The sequence below is a fragment of the Mycobacterium sp. IDUB_39 genome (assembly GCF_055419205.1).
Genome location: NZ_JBVAXF010000002.1, coordinates 111,192 through 134,847 on the forward strand (window position 1 = coordinate 111,192; position 23,656 = coordinate 134,847).

The 23,656-nt window shown below is 67.3% G+C and carries 23 protein-coding genes; 9 read left to right on the plus strand and 14 right to left on the minus strand.

The annotated features are described in order from the left end of the window. Positions 1–96: 96 nt before the first annotated feature. Positions 97–1,254 (minus strand): XdhC family protein, encoded by a 1,158-nt coding sequence (locus ACZY0X_RS06670; protein WP_463768868.1) that lies wholly within the window; start codon positions 1,252–1,254, stop codon positions 97–99. A 147-nt stretch (positions 1,255–1,401) separates the two neighbouring features. Between ACZY0X_RS06670 and ACZY0X_RS06675 the strand changes: the two genes are divergently transcribed. The 4 genes from ACZY0X_RS06675 to ACZY0X_RS06690 are packed head-to-tail and all read left to right on the plus strand — an operon-like array spanning position 1,402 to position 4,645. Continuing rightward, entirely contained in the window at positions 1,402–2,409 is a 1,008-nt protein-coding gene (locus tag ACZY0X_RS06675; RefSeq protein WP_463768869.1) for a VWA domain-containing protein, read from the plus strand. Between the two features lie 50 nt (positions 2,410–2,459). Beyond that, on the plus strand, positions 2,460–2,720 hold the full coding sequence (locus tag ACZY0X_RS06680; protein ID WP_463768870.1) for a hypothetical protein: 261 nt from the start codon (positions 2,460–2,462) through the stop codon (positions 2,718–2,720). Positions 2,721–2,777: 57 nt separating this feature from the next. After that, positions 2,778–3,644 carry a DKNYY domain-containing protein gene (locus ACZY0X_RS06685; RefSeq protein WP_463768871.1) on the plus strand — a complete coding sequence of 289 codons (867 nt, stop codon included), beginning with the start codon at positions 2,778–2,780 and terminating at the stop codon, positions 3,642–3,644. Positions 3,645–3,676: 32 nt separating this feature from the next. Further along, positions 3,677–4,645 carry a DUF1254 domain-containing protein gene (locus tag ACZY0X_RS06690; RefSeq protein ID WP_463770531.1) on the plus strand — a complete coding sequence of 323 codons (969 nt, stop codon included), beginning with the start codon at positions 3,677–3,679 and terminating at the stop codon, positions 4,643–4,645. On the opposite strand, the gene ACZY0X_RS06695 is transcribed toward ACZY0X_RS06690, so the two are convergent. Beyond that, positions 4,601–5,650 (minus strand): cytochrome P450, encoded by a 1,050-nt coding sequence (locus ACZY0X_RS06695; RefSeq protein WP_463768872.1) that lies wholly within the window; start codon positions 5,648–5,650, stop codon positions 4,601–4,603. The genes ACZY0X_RS06690 and ACZY0X_RS06695 overlap by 45 nt on opposite strands. Before the next feature lie 108 nt (positions 5,651–5,758). Here ACZY0X_RS06695 and ACZY0X_RS06700 point away from each other — a divergent pair, with 108 nt between their 5' ends. After that, the gene (locus ACZY0X_RS06700) at positions 5,759–6,676 is read left to right on the plus strand and encodes an NAD(P)H-dependent flavin oxidoreductase (RefSeq protein ID WP_463768873.1); all 918 of its coding nucleotides are present in this window, start codon (positions 5,759–5,761) and stop codon (positions 6,674–6,676) included. Positions 6,677–6,679: 3 nt separating this feature from the next. Here ACZY0X_RS06700 and ACZY0X_RS06705 read toward each other — a convergent pair whose 3' ends face one another. The 3 genes from ACZY0X_RS06705 to ACZY0X_RS06715 form a co-directional block, all read right to left on the minus strand. Next, on the minus strand, positions 6,680–7,144 hold the full coding sequence (locus ACZY0X_RS06705; protein WP_463768874.1) for a hypothetical protein: 465 nt from the start codon (positions 7,142–7,144) through the stop codon (positions 6,680–6,682). 40 nt (positions 7,145–7,184) lie between these two features. Next, positions 7,185–9,398 carry a DUF4185 domain-containing protein gene (locus ACZY0X_RS06710; RefSeq protein WP_463768875.1) on the minus strand — a complete coding sequence of 738 codons (2,214 nt, stop codon included), beginning with the start codon at positions 9,396–9,398 and terminating at the stop codon, positions 7,185–7,187. A gap of 136 nt (positions 9,399–9,534) precedes the next feature. Then, on the minus strand, positions 9,535–9,897 hold the full coding sequence (locus tag ACZY0X_RS06715) for a hypothetical protein (RefSeq protein WP_463768876.1): 363 nt from the start codon (positions 9,895–9,897) through the stop codon (positions 9,535–9,537). A 348-nt stretch (positions 9,898–10,245) separates the two neighbouring features. On the opposite strand from ACZY0X_RS06715, the gene ACZY0X_RS06720 reads away from it, so the two are divergent. Further along, entirely contained in the window at positions 10,246–10,986 is a 741-nt protein-coding gene (locus ACZY0X_RS06720; RefSeq protein ID WP_463768877.1) for a GAF and ANTAR domain-containing protein, read from the plus strand. On the opposite strand, the gene ACZY0X_RS06725 is transcribed toward ACZY0X_RS06720, so the two are convergent. The 8 genes from ACZY0X_RS06725 to ACZY0X_RS06760 form a co-directional block, all read right to left on the minus strand. Further along, positions 10,959–12,203, minus strand: coding sequence for a sulfotransferase family protein (locus tag ACZY0X_RS06725; protein WP_463768878.1), 1,245 nt, complete (start codon positions 12,201–12,203; stop codon positions 10,959–10,961). The genes ACZY0X_RS06720 and ACZY0X_RS06725 overlap by 28 nt on opposite strands. Further along, a complete protein-coding gene (locus ACZY0X_RS06730; protein WP_463768879.1) occupies positions 12,200–13,285 on the minus strand; it encodes a DUF1214 domain-containing protein in 1,086 nt (361 codons plus the stop codon). Before ACZY0X_RS06730 ends, ACZY0X_RS06725 begins: the two co-directional genes overlap by 4 nt. Then, positions 13,282–13,884, minus strand: coding sequence for a TetR/AcrR family transcriptional regulator (locus ACZY0X_RS06735; RefSeq protein ID WP_463768880.1), 603 nt, complete (start codon positions 13,882–13,884; stop codon positions 13,282–13,284). The genes ACZY0X_RS06730 and ACZY0X_RS06735 overlap by 4 nt, the downstream gene beginning before the upstream one ends. A 42-nt stretch (positions 13,885–13,926) precedes the next feature. Then, complete coding sequence (locus ACZY0X_RS06740) at positions 13,927–15,171, minus strand: NAD(P)/FAD-dependent oxidoreductase (protein WP_463768881.1); 1,245 nt, start codon at positions 15,169–15,171, stop codon at positions 13,927–13,929. After that, positions 15,168–16,562 carry an FAD-dependent oxidoreductase gene (locus tag ACZY0X_RS06745; RefSeq protein WP_463768882.1) on the minus strand — a complete coding sequence of 465 codons (1,395 nt, stop codon included), beginning with the start codon at positions 16,560–16,562 and terminating at the stop codon, positions 15,168–15,170. The genes ACZY0X_RS06740 and ACZY0X_RS06745 overlap by 4 nt, the downstream gene beginning before the upstream one ends. Further along, positions 16,559–18,007, minus strand: coding sequence for an FGGY family carbohydrate kinase (locus ACZY0X_RS06750; protein ID WP_463768883.1), 1,449 nt, complete (start codon positions 18,005–18,007; stop codon positions 16,559–16,561). The genes ACZY0X_RS06745 and ACZY0X_RS06750 overlap by 4 nt, the downstream gene beginning before the upstream one ends. Further along, positions 18,004–19,518: an amino acid permease gene (locus ACZY0X_RS06755; RefSeq protein WP_463768884.1), complete on the minus strand. Its 1,515-nt coding sequence runs from the start codon at positions 19,516–19,518 to the stop codon at positions 18,004–18,006. Before ACZY0X_RS06755 ends, ACZY0X_RS06750 begins: the two co-directional genes overlap by 4 nt. A 61-nt stretch (positions 19,519–19,579) precedes the next feature. Beyond that, positions 19,580–20,347: a DeoR/GlpR family DNA-binding transcription regulator gene (locus tag ACZY0X_RS06760; protein WP_463768885.1), complete on the minus strand. Its 768-nt coding sequence runs from the start codon at positions 20,345–20,347 to the stop codon at positions 19,580–19,582. Positions 20,348–20,446: 99 nt separating this feature from the next. Here ACZY0X_RS06760 and ACZY0X_RS06765 point away from each other — a divergent pair, with 99 nt between their 5' ends. The 3 genes from ACZY0X_RS06765 to ACZY0X_RS06775 are packed head-to-tail and all read left to right on the plus strand — an operon-like array spanning position 20,447 to position 22,022. Next, entirely contained in the window at positions 20,447–21,214 is a 768-nt protein-coding gene (locus tag ACZY0X_RS06765) for an acyl-[acyl-carrier-protein] thioesterase (protein ID WP_463768886.1), read from the plus strand. Positions 21,215–21,228: 14 nt separating this feature from the next. Beyond that, entirely contained in the window at positions 21,229–21,825 is a 597-nt protein-coding gene (locus tag ACZY0X_RS06770; protein ID WP_463768887.1) for a carboxymuconolactone decarboxylase family protein, read from the plus strand. Positions 21,826–21,866: 41 nt separating this feature from the next. Then, entirely contained in the window at positions 21,867–22,022 is a 156-nt protein-coding gene (locus ACZY0X_RS06775; RefSeq protein ID WP_463768888.1) for a hypothetical protein, read from the plus strand. 12 nt (positions 22,023–22,034) lie between these two features. On the opposite strand, the gene ACZY0X_RS06780 is transcribed toward ACZY0X_RS06775, so the two are convergent. Further along, positions 22,035–23,582, minus strand: coding sequence for a PucR family transcriptional regulator (locus tag ACZY0X_RS06780; protein WP_463770533.1), 1,548 nt, complete (start codon positions 23,580–23,582; stop codon positions 22,035–22,037). Positions 23,583–23,656 lie beyond the last annotated feature (74 nt).

The following is a 23,656-nucleotide window of genomic DNA, read 5'->3' on the forward strand; positions in this document are numbered from 1 at the left end:
TCCCTCGAGCTTTCGCGTGTAAGTGGCCGCCATCACATTTTCGGCGAGTTTGGTTATCGTACAAGAGAAGGATGATTCCAAAAAGGGAGAGTGGCGTTACCGCACGTCAACCCCGGCGTTTGTGGCAGTTCTGGATGCTTCGTGGTGAATCCGGCCATCGAGTTCGGTAAGCGGCCGGCCACCGCCGCCCCATCGGCGCGCGATGATCTCGCCGATGATCGACACCGCGGTCTCCTCGGGCGTGCGCGCGCCCAGATCCAGGCCGATGGGGCTGGACAGCCGGTTCAACTGGGCCTCGGTAAGGCCCGCTTCCTGTAATCGGGCGAGCCGGTCGAGATGCGTCGGCCGGGAACCCATGGCGCCCACATAGCCGACCTTCGCCAACCGCAGCGCCACCTCCAGCACGGGGACGTCGAACTTCGGATCGTGGGTGAGCACGCAGATGGCGGTGCGTTCGTCGAGTGTCCCCGCGGCGACCTGGGCACGCAGGTAGCGGTCCGGCCAGTCGACGACGACCTCATCGGCGGCGGGGAAGCGCGCAGGCGTGGCGAAGACCGGCCGGGCGTCACACACCGTGATCCGGTACCCGAGCAACGCCGCCTGTCGGGTCAGCGCCGCCGCGAAGTCGATCGCCCCGAACACCAGCATTCGGGGCCGCGGGGCATGGCTGGCGACGAACACCTCCATGCCCTCGCCCTGACGCTCTCCGTCGGGACCGTAGGTCAGCACGTCGGTGCGGCCCGCGCCGAGGAGGCCGCGGGCATCGTCGGCGACAGCGGCGTCCGCGCGCGCAGACCCGAGCGTGCCGTCGACCGTGCTCTCGCCGATCACCAGCCTGCGGCCGACCCGCTGCGGGTCCGGGTGGGTGATCACGGTGGCCACAGCCGTGGGCCGGTGTGCCGCGATATCGTCGGCGATCGCCTCGAGTTGGGGAAACGTCGAGCGTGAGACCGGCTCGGCGAAGATGTCGATGATGCCGCCGCACGTCAGTCCCACGGCGAACGCGTCGTCGTCGGTGATGCCGTAGCGCTGGAACTGCGGATGCCCGGTCCGGGCCACTTCACCGGCCAGTTCGTAGACGGCGGCCTCGACGCAGCCGCCCGAGACCGAGCCCGCCACGGTGCCGTCGGGTGCGACCACCATCGCCGCGCCGGCCGTCCGAGGGGCGGACTTGATGGTGCGCACAACGGTGGCCACGCCTGCTGTGCCACCGTTTCGCCAGACCGCCAGCACTTCGTCCATCACGTCGCGCACAGCAGAAGTGTATGTCCGGGGTCGACGCCGGCGCGTGCTGGCCTGAGCGAGTGCTCAGCACGTGGCGGCGGTGCCGCATGCCGGGCGTGTCCGGCGGACCTTTGTACTCTCGGGTTGGGATTGTGTCGTTATCGAAGGGAACTGCTAGTGAATCTGCCCGTGTTGGGGCCATTGCCGCTGTCGGGCTTCACGCACATCTGGTTCTTCCTGTTCCTGTTCGCGGTCGCCGGCCTGGTCTTTCTGTACTTCTGGATCCAGCGCAGCAGGAGGGCCCGACTCGCACGGTTCGCCGACAGCGACATGATCGAAAGTGTCGCCCCCAAACCGCAGAGTCGGTGGCACCATCTACCCCCGGCACTGGTCGCCGTCGCCCTCGTGATGTTCACCATCGCGATGGCGGGCCCGGCACTGGACCGCAAGATTCCCCGCAACCGCGCCGTGGTGATGCTGGTGATGGACGTGTCGACCTCGATGGATGCCACCGACGTCTCGCCGAGCCGGATGAAGGCCGCGCAGGAGGCCGCCAAGAAGTTCGCCGACGAACTCACGCCCGGGGTGAACCTCGGCCTGATCTCGTTCGCCGCCAACCCCACCATGCTCAGCTCGCCGACCACCAACCACGAGGCGACCAAGGTCGCCATCGACAAGATGCAGGTCGCCGAGCGCACCGCCACCGGCGAGGCGATCTTCGCGGCACTGCAGGCGATCTCGACCGTCGGTGCCGTCATCGGAGGTGGTGACGAGCCGCCCCCCGCCCGCATCGTGCTGTTCTCCGACGGCAAGGAGACCAGCCCGGGAAACCCCGACAATCCGAGAGGCGCGTTCACGGCCGCTCGCGCGGCCAAGGATCAGGGCATCCCCATTTCGACCATCGCGTTCGGAACTCCGGACGGCACCGTGAAGGTCGACAATGCCGATGTGCCGGTGCCGGTCGACGACACCACGATGAAGCAGGTCGCGCAGTTGTCCGGGGGCACCTCCTACCTGGCGCAGGACGCACCGCAGCTCGACCAGATCTACAAGACCCTGCAGGACCAGATCGGTTACGAAACCGTCCGCGGGGACGCCAGCACGGGCTGGCTTCGGCTGGGAGCGTTGGTGCTCGCGATTGCGGCCATCTCGGCGCTGGTGATCAATCGCACGTTGCCCCTGTAGATCCCGTCGGTTTCGCCGATCGAACGGTGGGGTATCAGAGTTCGGTGATCATGAAGCGCAGCAGCTCTGATGTCCACGATCCGATGACCGAGGTCGCCGCAACGGCGGGTCTGCTGCTCATGTTCGTGGCAGTCATCGGTGCCGTCTTGGGTCTCGCCGTGTTCAGCGGCGGGGAGATAGTCTTCGCCACGGTCGTCCTCGCGATGGCCCTGACGAGCTTCATCGCCAGCCTGGCCTGCTTCGCGGTCGACGCTCGGCGTCTCGAGCGCGCCGAGGTGACGCTGCCCTTCCCGAGCATGTTGCGGCGCTAGTCTCGTCAATATCGGCGCGCCAACAAACCGGCTGGGTTTCCCCAGTACGGTTGACGCATGCGCCGTGTGATCGCCGGGCTGTGCGTCGCCGCTCTGGCGTTAACGGCCGCCTGTAGCCGCGACGGGACCCCGAACTCGCTGTTCGACACGGCCGGCTACCACGTCGCGGGCGACACGGTGTACTACCTGAACGCGTTTCCGGGCAAGGCTTTTCAGATCGACGGTGCCGACGTGGCAACTTTTGAGGTGTTTGACCGCACCTACGCCCGCGACCAGTCGACCGTCTACGTCGACGGTGGCGTCCTGGCGGGCGCTGACGCGGCGACGTTCGAACTGATCGGCCCGCAGATGGCCAGCGACGCCGAGCACGTCTACGTTCGTGACCGCATTCTCAGCGATGATCCGGTGAACTTCGAACTCCTGCCAGACGGAATGTCGCGAGACGGCGGGTCGGTGTATTGGACCGATGGCAGCGTGCTGTCCGACGACCCGCAGAACTTCGAGGTCATCGCCGATGACGACGACTACCTTTTCAGCAGGGACACACGCAACGTGCACGTCAACGGCACCCCGATCGTGGGTGCTGATCCCGCCACCTTCCGGGTGCTGAGGGGCGCCCATTCAAGCGACGGTGAGCGGGTCTACTACTACACCGACGCCGTACCGGAGGCCGACGTCGGGACGTTCCGCGTCCTCGATGGGCCCTATGCGAGCGACGACCGATACGTCTACTGGATGGGTGAGCCCATCGACGGTGCCGCCCCGGCGAGCTTCCGGGTGCTCAACGTCGATTTCGAGTGTTCGGCCGACGCGACCCGGGCGTACTACCGGGGTGATCCCATCGCCGGCGCCGAGCCGGCGTCGTTCCCGGCCGGTCGCGAGGTCATTGGCTGCTCGGCGACGTCGATATCATTCGCGCCATGACCTCCTCGGCGCAGGGCAGCACGGCAGTGAATGTGAGTACCGACAATTTCATCCGTGCGGAGTCCGATCTCTACTTCGGCCACATCGTCGCCGATGGCAGCCTCGGACGGTTCACGCACAACCGGGAACTCACGCCCCTGGACAAACAGTTGGTGATTCGGCAGAACCGCGACACCCTCTACTCCGCGGCGGTTTTCGACCTCGACGCTGGACCCGTCGCCGTGACGATTCCCGATGGCGGGCGCAGGTTCATGTCCGCACAGGTCATCACCGAGGACCACTACGTGCCTGAGGTCACCTACGGGCGGGCGCGGCTCGTGCTGGACCGCGACACCATCGGCACCCGCTACGCGGCGGTCGCGGTACGCATCCTGGTGAACCCGAACGATCCCGCGGACGTGGATGCGGTCCACGCCCTGCAGGACCAGATCACCGTCGAACAGGAATCGGTCGGCAAGTTCGAGATTCCGGCTTGGGATCCGCAGAGCCAGAAGACGGTGCGTGACGCACTGGTCGCGCTGGCCGCGTTGCTGCCCGACACCAGGGGGATGTTCGGTACGAGGGAGTCTACGGATCCCGTGCGCCATCTGATCGGCTCGGCGAACGCGTGGGGCGGCAATCCCGAGTCCGATGCGCTGTACCTCAACGTCGTCCCCGAGCGCAACGATGGAACGACGGTGCACCGCCTCATGATTCGCGACGTACCCGTTGACGGCTTCTGGTCGGTGACCGTCTACGACGCAGACGGCTACTTCCAGTCCAACTCGCAGAACGCATACTCGCTCAACGATGTCACCGCCCTCGCCGCACCGGACGGTGCTGTCGTCGTGCAGTTCGGCGGATGCGATGGTCAGACACCGAACTGCCTGCCCATCACGCCCGGCTGGAACTACATGGTCCGGCTGTACCGCCCTCGCGCGGAGGTCCTCAACGGAGAGTGGACGTTTCCCGTCGCACTACCGGACGATGTCGAACTCGACGTGCAGCGCGGTGGGGCCTGAGATTCCGAAGAGCGGTTTCCACGGCGCAGTCGCGGTCCGCCGGATAGCGGGCATCCGCTGCGCCATCACTCGCAGTGCCTCGGCGAGTGCGGTACGGCCCGGGTCCGGTGTCGGCGGTGGGAGTGCGCGGGTGATGTCGAGCCGTTCGGGATCGGCATACGCATCGGGATCACGATGGGCAGCAGCGATATTCACCGTCACCACGGTATCGGCGGGGATGTGGGTACCGTCGACGTCGACGTCCTCGGTGGCCACCCGCAGCACACTGAACACGACCGGCGAGTGCCGCATCGTCTCCTCGACAGCCCGCGGAGCGAGGTCGGTGTTCTCGGCGAGCAGCGCCCACTGCTCCGGTTGGTCACACAGCGCCTCGACCGATGCGGCCAACTGACTGCGCATCCTGTTCGCCTCCGACGTCAACAGCGTTGCGACCAGACGGCGCAACTCATCGGTCGTCAGGCCGTCGTGGTCGATGTCGGCGACGATGAGGTCAGACAGCAGATCGTCACTGAGGTGGGCGCACCGTTGCGCGACCATCACATCGACGTAGTGGTGCAGCGCCTCCATATCGGTCACGTCATTGGCCCAGCGGGCGAGACGATCCCAGTCCGCGCGCTGCACTCCGAGCGCAGCGCAGACCGCGTGCACCGCGTAGGGGGCCGCCACGTCGGCGACGACGTCGCACCGGCCGGTGTCGGCGAGCGGATCGATGAGGCGGTCGACGATATCGGCCACGGCGGCGCGGAGGCGGTCCGCGGCGTGCGGTGTGTAGGTCTTGTCGAGGATGGCGCGCAGACGCGGGTAGGGCACGCCCAGACCAGCCGGCGCCCGGAAGCGTGGATCGGCAAGCGCGCTGTAGACGACCTCGTGGCCGATCAGTTCGAGACCGAACGGGCCTCTGGCGATCGGGGCCCGCCGGCGTGCGTCGGCGATGCGTCGGTGCGCGACTTCCGGGTCGGCGGCGCCGAGGTAGTCGAGCGTGGGTAGGTCGAGGGAAGTGGTCATCTCCATTTCTTCTTACCGCTGGTCGGGGCCGGTTGTCCGCTCCACGTGGTGTGACGTTGCGCAGCGGGGGCGTGGTGTTGACCACACCCGCAGGACACAATCGAGAGCGTGCCGAATCGAATTCAGTCGCTGCTGGGCGTGCAGTACCCCGTTGTCCAGGCGCCCATGACCTATATCGCCCGCGCGGACCTGGCTGTCGCCGTGTCCGAGGCGGGCGGACTCGGGATGCTCGAGACGCTCACCGCGGATGGCCGCGCCGACCTGGCCCGTGTACGCGGACTCACCGACAAGCCCGTTGCGGCCAACCTCATGGTCCAGGGCTGGAAGAAGGATCCGTCGATCGTCGACGTGCTGGCCGAGGCTGGTGTCCGGCATGTGTTCAGCTCGGCGGGCGATCCGGCGTTGTTCACCGGGCGCCTGCATGACGCGGGCATGACCGTCGTGCACGTGGTCGGGTCGTTGAAGGCGGCGCAGAAGGCGGCCGATGCCGGGGTCGACGCGTTGGTGGTCGAGGGTGTGGAGGGCGGCGGCTTCAAGTCGGCGCTGGGGGCGTCGACGATGGTCCTGCTGCCGCTGGTTGCCGAGAACGTGGACCTGCCGATAATCGCCGCGGGCGGTATGTGCGACGCCCGTTCGGCCGCGGCCGCGCTGGTCCTGGGAGCTGAGGGCGTGCAGATGGGCACGCGGATGCTGGCGAGCCTGGAATCCGCGGTGCACACCAACTTCAAGAGCGCGATCGTGGCGGCCGACGACGCGGGCACCATCCTCCTGGACCTGCCCGGGAACCCGACGATGCGGGTGCTGCACACGGGTCTGGCCGCGCGGGTGTTCGCCGACGGGCCTGGCGCCTCGCTGCTTGGCGCGGTCACCGATCTGTACTTCGAGGGTGACCTCGAGGCCAGCGTCGCCAACACCGGTCAGGTGTCGTCACGGATCGTGGATCTGCTGCCGGTCTCGGAGATCGTCAAGCGCACCTGGGCCGAGATCGAGGACGCCCTGGACGCGGCGCGGGCCCGGATGGGGTGAGGATCAGTCGCTCGACCGCTGCCACAGGCAGTCGCCGCTCATCTCGATCGTCAGTAGCCGCGGGATCACCTCGAGTGCCAGCGGGCGGCCGGGTTCGCCCTCGTCGACTCGCGCCTGCCCGTCGACCTTTCCGTAGGTGACCGACACCTGTTGGGCGCGGCAGCGGCTGTCGGGGTCCAGGGGAGTGGCGGTCCACCGGCCCGGTTCCAGCGCGGGGTTCTGCCTGGCGCCGCCGGACAGCGTCAGTGCCGGTCCGTAGCTCACCCAGCGGTCACTCGACGGGTAGGGCGTGGTGACGGTCTGCCACTGATCGTCCGCGCACACCAGTGGTGCCTTCTCGCCGGGCAGCCACGTCATCGCACCGCCGACCGCGGCGGCGCAGGGCGTGCCGGGTCGCGGATCGGTGGGGGCAGTGGGATCCGCTGGATCAGCGAGGGCGGCAGGCGCCGACGCGGTCAGTGTGACCACGATGAAACCGATTGCCGCCCAACGCCACATCATCGACCCGCTAGATCTTGCTGAGGTCGGTCTTCATCAACATGACGTTGTACTCCGACCACAGCGACATGTTCCAGTACAGCTCCGTCCCGGTGCCCAGCGTCGACGGCGACCACGGGTGCATCATCGGCGCGTAGATGCCGCCCGGTTGCTGCTTCATCACGACCTTCGCCGAGGACCAGGTGCCCTGCGGCGTGTCCGAGGTCCGAATCACGATGTTGTTGAACTGATCCGCGTGCATCACGACGTACTTGTTGAGTTGCTTGTTGTACTGGACCGACATCTCGCTGACCTGATTGCCGGGCTTGGCGACACCGCAGGCACCCTTGTCCTGGCCGAACACGGCAGTGGCGGCCGCCGGGTTGCGATACCAGCCGGCCTTCGTGGCGCCAAAGCCGAAGAAGCCGGCGGTGCCCTTGCTGTAGTACTCGTACTTGGACACGTCGAGGATGTCCTGCTCCAGGACTCGCGAGACATACGCGGCGCCCTGCCGCCCGTTCGGCGTGCCGTAGGCGTAGACGTAGCCGTCCCCCGGGCGGACCAGCGCGGCCTGCTGGAACTTCGCATTACCGCTGTACGGATCGTTCATGCGCACCGAAGTTGGTGCGATGTACCAGTTCTCGCCATTGTCGGTGGAGTACGCCATGGCCGAGTAGTTGGTGGTCCACTGGCCCGCGGAACCCCACTGCTTGACCGACATGAAGCTCAGGTACTGCGTGGCGCCGAACTCGGTGCCCGGTGTCGGTACCGATATGCCCGCCGTCGGGATCAGCGTCACACCGGCAGGCAGGCCCGCGGGCAGCCGCTCGGGCAGGATGATCTGACGTGCGTAGGTCGGCTCCCACAGTGGCGAGCCGCCGAACATGTTGCCGTTGAACCATTCACCGTTGGGGATGCTCAGGCCGTCGGCGAGGGTAAGGTCCGAGCTGCGGAACAGCGTGTTCAGCCGCCAGGTGCCCGTCATATTGGGCCCGCCGAACGTGTCACCGAAGGCGATGAGCACCTGGTGTTCGTTGATGGGCGTCGTCGGATCGTCGGGGATGCCGTTGTCCCACATCACTCCGACGTCGGTGCCCCAGATGCCGTAGCGCTGGAACGTGTTGTTGGGCTGGAAGTTTCCGGTCACCCAGTCGACGAAGCTCGTCGACGGGCTGAACTGCTGGCCGGGGACCGGGGTGCCAGGACGTGGTGGTACCGGCGTCACGGCGGCCGTGGCGAACGGGTCAGCCAGGGCGAGGCTGGTGGTCTGCGCCGACACCGCCGGGGTCCCTGGCGCCTGTCCCGTCGCCGCGGCGACGAAGTTGTCGATCTCGCGCCGGGCGAAGGCGAGCAACGCCCACCCGATGGGCGCCTGGGCCGGCGCGGTGGGTGTGGTACCTGCAACCGGCCCCAGCACCCAGTTCACGACGCTGGACACCAGGTTGTGGACGATGTCGAGCGGATTCTGCCCTGCGGCGGCAGCGGGCTGCTCAGCCGTCATGGTGCGCGCCACCGTTGCGACGGGTGTCGTCGGCTGCTCGGTGTCCGCCTGTTCCGTGGCGGCAGTCGCTGATGCGACGGTCTCGATCTTGGCGGCCGCCGTCTTGGCTGCGGCAGTCTTGGCAGCCGCGGTCTTGACGGCAGCGATCTTTACAACCGTGGCCTTGGCGGCGGCGAGGGGCTCGGTCTTCGGCGCGGCCTTGGGTGCGGTGGTCGCGGGCGAGTCGGTGGCCGAATCGTTCTTGGGTGCGGAGACGGTGGGCTTCTTGGGCTCCACCGGTGGCGTTTCCTGCGCCGGTTCCTCCACCACGGGTACCTCGACCTCGGGCTTTGGGTCGGGTTCGACCGTCGCGTCGGGGACCTTCGTGTCAGGCCCGGCCTCGGTGTTCTTGGTGCCGGTGTCCTTGGTGCTGGCGTCCTTGGTGCTCGACGACCCGGTGTTGGTCTGTGCGCTCACTTGTCCGGACACGGCGGGGCCGGCGGTCTTGCCGTCGGGAGCCGAGGCCTTCGGGTCCTTGGGATTCGAGTCCTTGGCGTCCGCGACCGCAGGCGTCGAGTCCCCGGGCGTGGCGTCCTTGGGCGTCGACTCGCTGGCTGAGGCCGCCGAGGAGTCCGACGCGGATGAGGCGGAGGTGGAGCTGCCGTCGTCGGCCAGCGCCGTGCCATGCCCCGCGATGAGGGCCGTGCCGACACCCAACGCGACGGCTAATCCGCCCACCCGGCCGATGTACGTTGCGGCACCCATGACAGTCCTATCGCTCGACCAGCAAACTTTTCCCCGTCATCAGCGATTGAAGCGCAGATGATGCGAGGGCAGGGGCAAACGCACCGATTGCCCCAACTTTCACTCGCGTTATCTGTCGTCGCAATAGCCGAGGGTGTTACTGGTCGAGCTTCCGGAGTGCGTCGTCGTAGAGGTCGATGGCCTCGCCCAGGCCGTCGTTGACCCAGGCGTCGACGATGCCCACCCGGTCAGCGACCAGCTGGACCTGGGTGACCCAGGTCTGGAAGTCGTGGTCGGCCCGCAATGCCTCGAGCTGCTCACGGCTGCCCTGGATCAGGAAGAAGCCGCCCAGTTCAGCGCTCTGTGGACGCAGGATCGCGGTGTCGAAGCGCTCGATACGCTCCGATGTTCGCAGACCCTCGAGATACCCCGTCGTGGTCTCCTTGAGGAGATCCAGTGCCTGGCGCTCGCGGCCGGTGCTCGGCAGGCCCCACACCACCCAGAATCCAGCCTCAGCCATTGCGACCTCCTCCCGACGAACATATCGGCGTCGGGCATGGGATGTCGTCAGGCGTGCCGTGCGGCGTTTCAAGATCCCGGCAGACTGGGTATTGAGAACTCAACTTGTTTCACCCGCCTGCGGGCCGGAAGAGGACTGCAGGCGTGAAGAGGAGTCGAAGGATGAGCGCTGTGGACACGGCCAAGAGGCGGCGGCGACTACCCAGGGGATCTCGGGATCAAGCGCGGTGTGGCCGCGCGGTCACCTGACTCAATCTGCCATCGCCCTATCAACCAACTCACGTAGATCTTCACCGACCGGACCCGTTGCGTGGACGGCTGCGGTGAAGCTGACCCATGGAGGCTTGTCGTGACAGTTCACGATGACGACCACGTGGCGCCCGCGGCACGTGGTCTTGCGCAGACCCTCGGCGATCTGGCCGTCGAGATGCAGTCGCTCACCGACTCGAGAGCTGTTCTGGAGACGATCGTGTCCGCGGCGATCGACATCGTTCCCGGCGCCAGTTGGGCCGGTATCTCCCTGGTGTCGCGCCGCAAGGTCGTGCCCGAGATTCAGACCGATGAGGTCGCAGCCCGGCTGGATCGTCTGCAGACCGATCTGGGCGAGGGCCCGGCGCTCAGCGCGATCCACGACCGGTACACCGTCCTCATCGACGATCTGGCGACCGAGACGCGCTGGCCGAGCTTCAGTGCCACCGCCGTGAAGATCGGAGTGCGAAGCATGCTCTCGTTCCGGTTGTTCGTGACGGGCGAGAGTCTGGGCGCACTCAACCTCTACGGCGCGGCGGCGTATGCCTTCCCTCCCGAGGCGATCATCACCGGTGAGATCTTCGCTCAGCATGCCGCCGTGGCGATGGCCGACGCGGCGTCGGAGGAGCAGTTGCAGTCCGCCGTCGCCAGTCGTGACGTCATCGGGCAGGCCAAGGGCATCCTGATGCAACGCGACGGCCTCACGGGTCTGCAGGCGTTCGCGACGCTCACACGTGCATCGCAGGAGACCAACATCAGGCTAGTCGACGTCACCCGGATGTTCGTCGCCGACCACGAGGCATCCGTTGACGGTCACGCGTCGACGAAGCGCTCCCGGTAGCCGCGCAGCCTGCTCGCCACCTCGTCGGGGTCGAGACCCAGGTCGGAGGGCGCGTAGATGACACCGCCGTGCCTGCCGCGCGGATGGTCGTCACGGAACTGGGTCATCGCCGAGCGGGCACGATCGTCGTACGGCTGGCCGGCCAGGTCATAGATCGCGGTGACGATGCCCTCCTCGTCGGCCATGAAGTCCTCGAACCGCACATCGATCGACTGTGCGGCGGGCAGCACGTCGCGATCGCGAAGGCAGCCGTTGAGCAGGTCGTCGGCGCGGTCGAGCCAGTACCGTGAGGTGCGCTCGGGCTGGGGGCGATCACTGGCCATCCGCTGCGCGTAGCTGATCATGGTCGACATCGACATCGTGACCTCGACGGGATCCCGGTGGGTCACCACGAACGTCGCGTCCGGGAAGGTCGCGAACAGGATGGGAAACTGCTCGAGGTGCTGCGGAGACTTCAGCACCCACCGCTGCCCACCCCGAAGCCACTGCATGGCCTGCAGCGACCGCTTCATGTAGGCATACGACGCGCTCTGATCGTGCGACTTGTAGTGCGCGGCATAGTCGGGCAGGTAGTGCATGGTCTCGAACAACATGCCTGAGATGTCGTTGCCCAGGAGCTGAATCTCCTCATGAGCGTGGTCGACGGTCATCTCGTGCATCCGTTTGAACTCGGGCATCGACTCCTCGATGATGTCGAGCCCGGCCGCGCACCGGTCCCGGCGCGGCTGCTCGTCGACATCGTCGGGGCCGGGGAACGGCTCGAGGCTCTCCCAGTAGGGCATGTACCGGATCGCGGGATCGGCGGCAATGAGGTTGTGCAGGTGGGTCGTTCCCGTGCGGGGGAGACCGCAGATGATGATGGGACGCTCGATCGCGACGTCCTCGATCTCGGGATGCGCCGCGACTAGTGCTTCCAGCCGAAGTCGGTTGACCAGGTGGCCCACCAGCTGCTCGAACGCCATCGCCGTACCCACACCCGAGAGCCCGGCGTGATCGCGCAGCGAACTGCACAGGATCTCGAGGCGTTCACGGAACGCTGGATCGCCCCACTGGTTCAGCCCAGTGCGCTCGGTTGCCGTCTGCAGCAACGACTCCGGTGTCAGGGTCAGCGCCGCCCCGTAGGCGGCGAGGCCGTCACGCATCGGCAGCGACGCCTCCGGGAAGACCGGCTCGGCCAGATCTGTCAGCCTGACAGCGGCAGGGCGTACGGCGGTCATGACGCGACGTCGGCGATGTTGACGACGCGGCAGACCGGGCGTGCCGGGGTCTGCTCGGGCAGGAACCAGCGCAGCCAGATCAGCCCCTTGGACCGGCCCGCCGTCGACACCCAGTTCGGGTGTCCGGGGTCGCGTTCGCTGATCACGACCCGCCAGGAACCGTCCGGCTCGTAGGTCACCTCCGTGCCGTTGATGGTGACGCGCTCACTGGTGAAGTCGTAGGTGTGCAAGAAGGGATTCCACAGGCACAGGTTCCAGAACACGCACTCCGGTGACGTGCCGTCGACGATCAGTGCCTCGTCGGGACCCAACTCGTAGGCGCCCATGGCGTACGCGGCGTCGCCGGCCGCCCAGCCGTACGTGACGGTGGGCACGGGGTACGGCTCGTGAATCTCGTTGGCCGGCTCCACCTTCGTGGGGATGAACGCGAGTTGCGCGGCAAGCCACGTCCGCGCGGCCTTCAAGCGCCGTGCCATATCGGCGCGGTCCTCGGTGCGGCGTTGCGGCGCGTCGACGGCCTCGATGGTCCATGTCGGGCGCCGATCGGTCTCGCGGGCGGCCACGTAGTCGCGGGTCAGGGCGAACACCGAGTCGGGTTCCAACGTGATCCCCGGCCCGTCCGCATGTGTCGGGCTCATGATGAACTCGAAGTTCCCGTCGGCGTCGAACTCCATGGCGCGGTCATTGAGGGTGCCGACGATCCGCTCGCTGTAGCGGCCGTCATCGGGCCCGCCGTAGACCGTCATCGACAGGTACGCGGCGTCGCCGCGGTTTCCTCGCACGCGATAGGTGCGGGCCGGGTCCAGTGGCGAGAGTTGGTAGAAGGCATCGGAGTTGTCACCGCCCCACTTGAGGAACGGCCCGATGACGTCGACAAGGCGCGGACGGTCCTTGTCGTTCCACACGAACGCGTCGGTTGCCACCCGGAGCAGGCTGAAAGCCAGGCGGTAGCCGTCGAGGAGGTCGGCCTCCGGCAACGGCGGGTCCGCCGCGAGGAGCTTCTTCTCGACCTCTCGAACCTCGTCCAGAAGGCCCGAGAAGGCCCCTGACAGTTCGGTTCCGGCCTGTTGGTCAGTGGTCACGGACTCTCCTCGCCTCTCATCTGTGCCCCCTGCATCACCAGGGCACAGAGTCTTTCGACGACGTCGTCGACGTCATCGCAGTGCTGAACTTGCGTGGTGTAGAACGACGTGCCGATCAGCAGGTCGTAGAGCATCTTGATGTCGACGTCGGGTCGTACCGTGCCCTGCTCGATACCGGCGCCGACCAACTCGGCGAACTTGTGCTGCGTCTGTTCATCGAGGAGCTTCTGGGTGCGGATGAATAGCGCCGGGTCGCTGTGGCGGTCGGCGAGGATGCCCATCGTGGCGCTGGCGACTATCGGCTCACGCCAGAAGTCGCACACGCCGTGCACGAAGTGCCGAAGGTCGGTGTCGAAGTCGCCCGAGCCCTCCAGCACGTCCGCGTTATCGGCCCAGCCGAACACCGCGTCGAACACGACGTGGGCCTTCGACGGCCAACGCCGGTAGACGGTGGGGCGGCTGACGTCGGCCTCGCGAGCGATCGATTCGATGGATATCTGGTCGTAGCCATTGGTGCTCAACAGCTTTCGGGTAGCCGTCAGGATCGCCCGTTGCGTGCGGGGATCGCGAGGCCTACCCCGCGCCGGTTCCGCCGTCATGGGCCATATCGTTACATGGCGTAACGTAACGTGTCAACGGAATCACCGCAATGACACGGTGACCTCGCCTCCGCGGGGATCGACGCCGTCGAGAATGCTTGAGGGCAGCCGGAACACCCGTCCTGGCGAGGCCGGCCAGGGCAGCGTCCGACGCCCGACGATCCGGCCGTCCTGACGCGCGACCACCCGTGGCACGCGCACCAGGGTGTCGGTCCAGGTCAGCAGCCGATGGCGCGGTGGGGGACCGTCCCCCGGACAGATGATGCCGGGCGAGATCCACCGCAGCGGCGTGTCGACCCGAAGCCGAACACCGTCCGCGGGCCCACGGGCACCGCGCAGGTAGTCGCGGACGGGCCCGGCGACGTGCCGTCCGTCGAGTGCCGCGATATCGGCGGTGTCGACGGGGTGCAGCAGGTTGCCGACCGCGAAGACGCCGGGCCGGCTGGTCCGCATCGCGGGATCGGTCAGGGGGCCAAGGGTTCCCGGATCCATATCCAGTCCGGCGCTACGGGCGAGTTCATGATCGGGAATCCAGTCCCCAGTCAGTACCAGGGTGTCGCACTCGACGATGCGGCGCTGCCCGGTGTCGATGTTCTCCACCTCGACGGCGGCCAACGTGGGCTTGCCGATGATGCGTGTCACCCGTGTGCGGGTGGCGACGTGGGCGCCGAGCAACGGCGTTCGGCCGGCGACGTTGAACACGGCGTAGGACTCCGGCGACGGATACGGCGTCGTCATCAGGACCGTCTCGCAGCCGACGTGCTTGAGCGTGAGAACCGCGGAGTAGCTGACCAGCTCGGCTCCGACCACCACGGCGCGTCTTCCGACCTTGCGGTGTTGCAGGTGGACGAGGTTCTGCAGGTGTCCGGTGGTGTACACACCCGCACACCGATCGCCCGGGATCATGCGTGCGGGTCGCGGCCGCTCGCGCGCGCCGGTGGCGAGGATGACGGCACGTGCGTCGATGCGTCGTCGACCCTCGGGTGCGGTGACCTCCAACGAGGTGTCGCCGTGCCAGCCCGTGACCATCGATCTGGTGTGTATGTCGACACCGGCGGCCTCGGCCCTCTCGACGAGGCGGCGGGCATAGGTCGGTCCGGAGATGAACGTCCTCATGTCACGCATGCCATAACCCGGGTGGTCGCTGTGGCGGGGGATGCCGCCTGCGGCTGACTCCCGTTCCAGGACGGTGACGTTCAGATCCCCGGCGGATGCGAGTTCCGCGGCGGCCGTCAGGCCCGCGGGACCGCCGCCGACGATGGCGACGTCCGTGGTGATGACGTTCATCGGTGCACCCCCTGGACGAGCTCGATCGCGTCGAGGTAGGTCTGGACCTCAGCGCCGCAGAAGAAGCCCTGGCATCGGCCGTTCATCACGCGGGTGCGTCGGCGCAGACCGTCGAGGCCCGCCGGCGGGATGGTCGAGCAGCACGCGTCGCGCAGTTCGCCTGCGGTGACGCGTTCGCAGAAGCACACGATGGTCCCGTACTCGGGATCCTCGGCGATGCGTTCGGTGTCCTCATACGGGCGGGTGAAGGCCTCGCCGAGGTTGGGCATCCGAGGCGGTGGTGGCAGGGATTTCCTCGCGACGAGGGTGACACCGGCGTCGCGGACCATGTCGCGAACGTGCTCGGCGATCGCCATACCGGCTGTCAGACCCGTCGAGCGGATACCGCCGACGAGTAGATAGCGTTGTGCGACATCGGTTTCGATCAGGTAGTCGCCGTGATCGATGGCCGCGCGCAGCCCCGCGTAGGTGGCGGTGACCTCCTCGTCGAGCAGACGCGGCATCAGCGCCCGGCCCTTCTCCAGCAGGAAGTCGAGCCCGGCCTCCGAGGTTCCCGTCGCCGAGCGATCCTGCAGATCCTCCGATGTGGGGCCGAGCATGACGTTGCCGTAGATGGTGGGGCTCACCAGCACACCCTTGCCGCGTGCGCTCGGCACCGGCAGCACGATCTTGTTCACCAGAGGTCGGGCGAGCTTGTCGTACACGATGAGTTCGCCGCGGCGCGGGGTCACCGTGAATCGGGAGTGGCCGAACAGGGCGTCGATGACATCGGCACCCAGGCCCGCGGCGTTGATCACCCACCGCGCGGTGACGTCGCCCGCATTGGTGTGCAGCGTGGTCGTGTCGGCATCGGTGTCGACGCGCTCCACCCGATGGTTCCTCAGCAGCGTCGTGCCGCGATTGACCGCGTCGGTGGCCAGGGCCAGGTTGACCGTCCAGGTGCAGATGATCGACTCATCGGGCACGGTGAGCCCGCCCAGGACACCCTCGCCAAGATCGGGCACCTGCGCGTAAACCGCGGCGGCGTCGATGATCTCGCATTCGGCGTAGCCGTTGTCCTGCGCCTTCTGCTGCAGTGACGGCAGCGCGTCGAGCTGTTCGGCGTCCCATGCGACGAGGACGGCACCCGTGCGTTCGACGGGGATCCCGGTGCGCTCCGCGTACTCGGACAGCAGTCGGTAGCCGCGGCTGACCATCGCCGACTCCAGCGTGCCGGGTTTGGCGTCGAAGCCGGTGTGCAGGATCGCGGTGTTGGCCTTGCTGGTGCCGTCACCGACGTCGTCACGCGCCTCGAGAAGTGCGACCGACAGGTCGTGGCCGCTCAGTTCGCGTGCGATCGCCGATCCGACGATGCCCGCGCCGATGACGACAACGTCATAGGGGGTTGTCACGATTTCCTTTCAAATGCGACGTCCGTCCCGGACGCGTATGTGGTGTCGGCCAGTTCGCGCCAGGCCGAACGGAATTCGGCTGCGCGGGCGGCGTCCCACCTGGGTTCGTAGCTGGACGCGGGCGTCCATTCCGGTACGACACCGCGGATACCCTTGGCCGGATTCAGGCTGAGGTCGGCCAGCGCGGCGGCACCGAGGGCTGTCGCGTGGGGTGACGGGTAGACGTCGACGGGCACCTGCAGGACGTCGGCGACGGCCTGCATCAGCACCCTGGACTGGGTCAGTCCGCCGTCGGCGCGGAGTCGGTTGAGCTGGGTGGTGGTGTCGGCCTGGATCGCCGAGACCAGCTCGCCGATCTGCGCCGCGATGCCCTGCAGCAGGGCCAGCGCCAGGTGCCCACGATCGGTGGACAGTGTCATCCCGGAGATCGTTGCCGTCGCACTGGATTCCCACCACGGCGCCGCCAGACCCGCTAGGGCCGGCACGCACAGCACACCCCTGGCGTCGGACGCGGCGACGACGTCGAGTTCCTCGGCGCCGCTGATGACGCCCAGGCTGGCCAGCCAGCGCACGGCCGAGGCGGCGGTGTACACCTGGCCGTCGACGCAGAACGTGTCCTGGCCTGCGACCCGCCAGGCCACCGACGTGGTCAGCCCGGATCGGGACCGCACGGCCGTCGATCCGGTGTTGGCCAGCAGGAACGCGCCGGTGCCGAAGGTGCACTTGGCCATTCCGGCCTCGAAGCAGGACTCGGCGAGCAGCGCGGCCTGCTGATCGACGACCAGACCACCGACGGGCACCTCGGCACCGAAGGCCGATGTCGTGCCGATGAGGACGTCGTTGGCGACGATATCGGGCATGACCTCGTCCTCGAGGTCGAAGAGCGCCAGTAGTTCCCGGCTCCACCCGGTCGAACCGAGATCGGTCACCAGCGATCGGCTGGCGGTGGTGGCGTCGGTGACGAACTCGCCCGTCAGCTGATGCAGTAGCCAGGTGTCGGACGTGGTGACCACGCCTCCGGTCTCGACGTTGCGGCGCAGCCACGCCATCTTGGGTGCCGAGAAGTACGGGTCGAGAACCAGTCCGGTGCGGGCCGCGAATTCGTCGGCGTGTTCGGCCATCTCGGTGCACAGCGCCTCGGCGCGGCGGTCCTGCCACACGATGGCCTGCGTCAGCGGTTGCCCGGTGGCGCGGTCCCACGCCAGGACGGTCTCGCCCTGGTTGGCCAGTGACACCGCATCGATCCGACGGCCCGCACGAGCCACGGCGTCGCGGCCAGCGGTCAGGACGGAGTCGAGCAGCTCGTTCGGGTCCTGTTCGACTCCACCGCCTTCGAGGTAGCGCGGGTGGACCGGCACCTCGGCCACGCCGCAGACCCCGTGTTCGGGGTCCACGACGATGGCCTTGGTGCCGGATGTGCCCTGATCGATGGCCAGCACTGTCATGGGGTGGGAGCTTTCCCGTCGGTCTCCGCCACGTGGTCGAGTTCGGCGTCGATGGACGTCATCGCGGGCATCCGCAGCCCGTCACGGCCGCGGGTCGCCAGCAGGTAGGCCAGATAGCACGCACCGATGGAGACCATGATCGCCACGTAGATCCACGCGTCCCGGAACGAGGCGTCGCGGAACAGCGAGAGTTCGAACACCAGCCACACCACCGCGACGACGATGATCGGCAGCTCCCAGCGGCCGAGGTTGAATCCCGCGCTGGCCGGCAGCTTGCGTCGCTTGGTGATGTAGAGCGCGACGGTGATGGTGTAGATGATCGCCGGAAGCAGGGTGGCCGCACCGAACAACTTGAACAGCGCATCGGTGCTGGTGGAGAACAGGCCGAGGATGACAAGGGCGATCAGCGCCATCACGATGGTCGCGTTGAGCGGCGTCTTGGTGCGCGGCGAGACCTTGTGCAGGGCTTGCCAACCGGGGAAGCGCTGGTCGCGCGACATGGCCCAGACCAGCCGGACGCCGGTCAGCAGGATCACCAGACCGCAGGCGAAGATCGCGATGGAGACCAGGACCAGCAGGGCGGTACCGACGAACGAACCGAGCACGTCCTGGATGACGTCGGCGACGGGCGTGCCCGACTGCGCGAGCGCGATGGGATCGTTCACGGCTGCGGTGACCGCCAGCAGGAACAGGAAGCCCAGCACGCCGGATGCCAGCACGGCCTGCCACATGGCGCGCGGCACCACGATCTCGGGACGCTTGGTCTCCTCGGCGAGGTTGGCCGCGGACTCGAAGCCCACGATGGTGAAGGCGCCCAACAGGAATGCGAGCATCCACGGTCCTGCCGCGGTCGCCTCGCCGATGCTCCAGTAGTTCTCGGCGGGGACTGCGCCGGTCGAGAAGAGGTTGTCGACACTGAGCTTGCGGGCGATCACGCCGACGATTAGCAGCAGCGCGACGAGTGCCACCATGCCGATGAGCTCGGCGGTGACCGCGAAGTTGTTGACCCGCTCGGTCCACTTGGTGGACAGCCCGATCAGCAGCGCCTGCAGCACGATGACGCCGGCGGTGATGAGGAACGCGGTGGCCGGTGTGCCCTCGAAGGAGAACAGTGCGGGCAGCACCGTGGAGGCGACGGTGTAGTCGACGGCGCTCACCACGATGGCCAGGAAGGTGAACGAGATCCAGCCGGTGATCCAGCCCAGGATCGGGTTGGCCAGCCGCGACACCCACTGGTAGGCGTAGCCGGTGACGGGGATACGTGCCGCGAGTGCGCCGAGCAGCAGTGCGACCGCCAGCTGGCCGACGACCACGATCGGCCAGGTCCAGATGCCCATCGGGCCCGACGTGTTCAGCACGCTGCCGTAGGTGGTGAAGATGCCCGTCGCGATCGACACGAACGCGAACGCGACGGCGAACGATGCGAACCGGCCGGTGGACCGCTCGAGGGTCTCGGTGTAGCCGAACTGAGAGACGGACGGCGCGGCGCCCGATGTGGAATCAGGTTTCATGGATCGTGCTTTCTGACTGGTGTTGACTGTGCGAGTTCGCTGGGCATATCGGCGCTTCCGGTCACGCTGACAGGACGACACCTCCCGCTTCCTGTACGGCCGCTGCAACGGCCGCCGAACTGCTGACTTCGGTGATGACGCCGCTGATCGAACCCAGATCGCACACGCGGTGCGGGGCGATGCGGTCGAGCTTTGACGAGTCGGCCAGAACGTAGGTGGTGGCGCTGTTGGCGATGATGGTGCGCCGCACGGCGACCTCGTCGAGGTGGTAGTCGGTGAGGCCGGCATCGGCGTCGACCCCACCGGATCCGATGAACGCGATATCGGCGTAGATATCGGAGAACAGCGCTGCCGCATGGGCGTTCGCACAGGCGAGATCCCCTGCCCGCACCCTTCCGCCGGCGACCAGCACATCGACGCCGGGCCGCCCGGCGAGTTCGATCGCGACCCGCAGTGACGGGGTTGCGACGGTGCCGCGGAATGAGGCCGGGATGGCGCGGGCCACCTCGACCGCCGTGGTTCCGATATCGATGATGACGGTCTGACCCGGTTCGATCAGCCCAGCTGCGACGCCGGCGAGATCGGTTTTGGCCTGATGGCGGGTCAGGGTGCGTTCGGAGAACGACGCCTCCTCGCCGCTGCGGCGCCTCAACACGGTCGCCGCGCCGCCGTGCACCCGCATGATCGCGCCGCGTTCCTCGAGTAGCGCGAGATCACGACGCACGGTCTCGGCGGACACCCCGAGCCGGTTGACCAGCTCATCGGTGCTGACTGTCTGAGCACCGTTGACCAGGTCGACGATGGCGTCGTGCCGGGCTGCTGGGAGCACTCGCGTGCCTCTCTGTGTGGATTAATGACCGTTTATGACTGTCATTGTGTGACAGCGACCACCCTTCGTCAACTGGGAGGGCTGGGTACCGTCATTCGCGTGTCACCGACGAAGCCCCCTGTGGACCTGCGGGCGCCGCTGCGCGATCTACCCGACAGCGGCTACGTCTACTCGACGGCGTGGAAGCTGCTGACCAGCGATATCGACAGCCACCTCAACGCCAGGCTCGACGGCGTCGCGCGCTACATCCAGGAGGTGGGCGCCGAACACCTCGCCGATGCGGGTGCCGCCGAGGCGCACCCGCACTGGATCGTGCAGCGCACGGTCATCGACGTCATCACACCGATCGGCCTGCCCAGCGACATCACCTTCCGACGCTGGTGCTCGGCGCTGTCCCCGCGCTGGTGCACGATGCGCGTGCGCCTCGACGGCTCCGACGGCGGCCGCATCGAGACCGAGGGGTTCTGGATCCTCATGAACAAGGACACCCTGACGCCATCGCGGGTCAGCGACGAGGTCTTCGACCTGTTCGCCAGCACCACCGACGTGCACCGGCTGCAGTGGCGACCCTGGTTGCCGGGGGCGGTACCCGACGACGCCCAGGTGACGCCGTTTCCGTTGCGCTACACCGATATCGACCTCTTCGAACACGTGACCAACGCCGCGTACTGGCATGGCGTGCACGAAGTGCTCGCCCGTGAGCCGGACCTGGCGACCACGCCCTACCGCGCCGTCGTGGAGTACCGCAAGCCGATCAAACTGGACGAGACGGTCGTCATCGCGCACGAGCGTCGCGGTGACGCGCTGCACATGTGGTTCCTCGCGAGCGGGGTCGTGAAGGCGGCTGCGCTGGTGTGCAGGCTGTAGACGACACTGTTCAGATGCCACGCATCTCGCCCCTGTCACCGAAGGAATGGCCCAAGGAGTTCCGCACGGCCCTGGCGGCACTGCGTCCGGCCAACGCGCGGTACGCCCCGATGTCCACCGAGAATCGCCCCAAGGGCCTCAATGTGCTGGGCACCTGGGCCCATCACCCCGAACTGGCGCAGGCGTACTTCACCCTCAACGGACACGTCTTGATGGCGACCACGCTGTCCGAGCGGCAGCGCGAACTCCTCGTCCTTCGGGTGGCCGCGGTGCGCAAGTCGGGCTACGAGTGGGCGCAGCACGTCTTCGTTGGCCGCGACGTCGGACTGACCGATGAGGAGATCGGGCGCATCGCCTACGGTCCGGACGCGCCATTCTGGAGTGAGTTGGACGCCGCGATGCTGCGTGCCGTCGACGAGCTCATTGCCGGTGGCGGCATCAGCGCATCGACGTGGGAGGCGCTGACCGCCGAACTCGACGTCAAGCAGGTGCTGGACCTGATCTGCACCGTCGGCACCTACGAGACGCTGGCCCGCGTCTTCGCCTCGTTGGAGGTCGAGATCGACGGCGATATCAACGAGCTGATGCAGCGCTACGACGAGCTGTTCTGAGCCGGGGTTTGGCCGGGCCCGTTTGCGGCCACTCTGCGACGGTGGAACAACAGCGCACCCCGCCGCCGACGCCCAGGGACGCCACCAAGGCGACCGAGGAGCAGCGCGAGCTTCAGGATCAGCTGGAACACCAGAATGACGACCCGGACGCGCCGGCTCGGCACCAGGATCGACACGATATCGCCGACGAGACCTAGCGTCAGTCAGATCTAGCGCTCGTTCGGCGCACCCATTGACAGCAGTTCTCGCGCCTTGATCGCCAACCACATCTCGGCGCGGGAGTCTGCGGACTCCAGGGAGCAGTTGGTGATCTCGCGGATCTTCGCGAGGCGATTGCGCATGGTGTGGCGATGAATACCTATTGCGGCGGCAGCGCTTTCGATGTGCCCGTTTGAGTGCAGGTATGCCTCGAGCGTGGCGATCAGACCGGTTTCGGGTGAGTTCTCGGCTCGGTCGTGCTCGTCGAGCGGTTCGAGTTGTTGCGCCATGAGTTCGAGTTCGGCACTGGTTCGGTTGCCGAGGATGACGCTGAAGACACCGAGTTCTGCGAAGCTTCTGACGCGATCCTCGGCGGGGCCGCTACGCATTGCCGCCTGTGCCTGGCGCAGGCACAGGCCCAGATTGCCGAACGTGCCCGGAAGGCTCACGCCGCCGCCGAGCCGCCTCTGCAGCCGGGTGCCCAAGGCCTGATGAATGTCGTTGGCGGCAGTGCTGCTGTCGGCGGGCAGGACGAGGTTGATCTCGTCGGCTCGCGAGGCCATCAGGTAGGGGGTGGCGAGGGTGCCAAGGACGTCCTGGGTGTGCCTCTCGGCGGCGAGTGCTGGCCCGGTGTTGCTGAGCGCGACGACAACGGCCGACCGCTCCGGGTCGAACCCGAAGTACCGCAGGAGCCCGGCGTCGATGATGGCATCCTGCGCGAGCACCGCTTGGGCCACGGCGGCTCGGAGCCGGTGCTCAGCGTCGAGAACCTTTGCGGGTTTGTCCATTTCGATCGAGATGAGGGACACGGCGTGCGCAACGAGCAGTCTGTCGAGCGGAGACAGCGGGGCGTCGCGTCTGACTGCGAGGTGACCGCGCAGCGTCTGTGTCGCTCGAAGGGCCTGCAGCGTGCAGTATCCGACGTCATCGGCGAACACGCGGCTGGCCTGGTCGCGGGTGGTGCGTGCCCGGGGGCGCTGCAGATGCTGGCTGCAGAGATGCGCCACACGGCTGCTGTCGGGCCCGGCGGCCGCGAGGGTACTGGCGTCAGTGGCCAGGACGATGACGGTCGCCGACAGGGATGTGCTGAGCGCGCTGACCACCCCCGGTATCCCGTTCTTGAGGGCCTCGCGTGCCATCACCTCCTGCTGATCAACGATGCGTTGGACCGATCGGAGTTGATCGGCGGTGACCTCGTCGATGACCGCCCGTGTGATGGCGATGAACGGAGTGCGCGCGGGGACTGCGATCACGGGCATGCCGAGCGCGTCACCCGCGACGATGATCCCGGCCGGCACCTGGGCGAAGCTCGTCCCGGTGTCGAAGGCCAGCGCCGCGACACCGGCCGCCGAGAGGCGGGCGAGGTAGTCGTGCTGCTCGCGATCTGTCGCGCCGACGTTCATGCCCGTTGTCATGACGAGTTCGCCACCCGAGAGATAGGGCGTGGGGTCGGCGAGTTCGATGGCATGTGCCCAGACGATGGTGCGGTCGGTGTTCTCTCGGCCGGCGACCAGTGTCAGCCCAAGATCGGGGTGTTGCACCAGGCGGCCCACGGTCATCGTCACGGCACGGCCTAGGGCCGATGCGAGGAGACGAGTCGCGTGAGATTCACCAACACGGATTTGATGCTAAT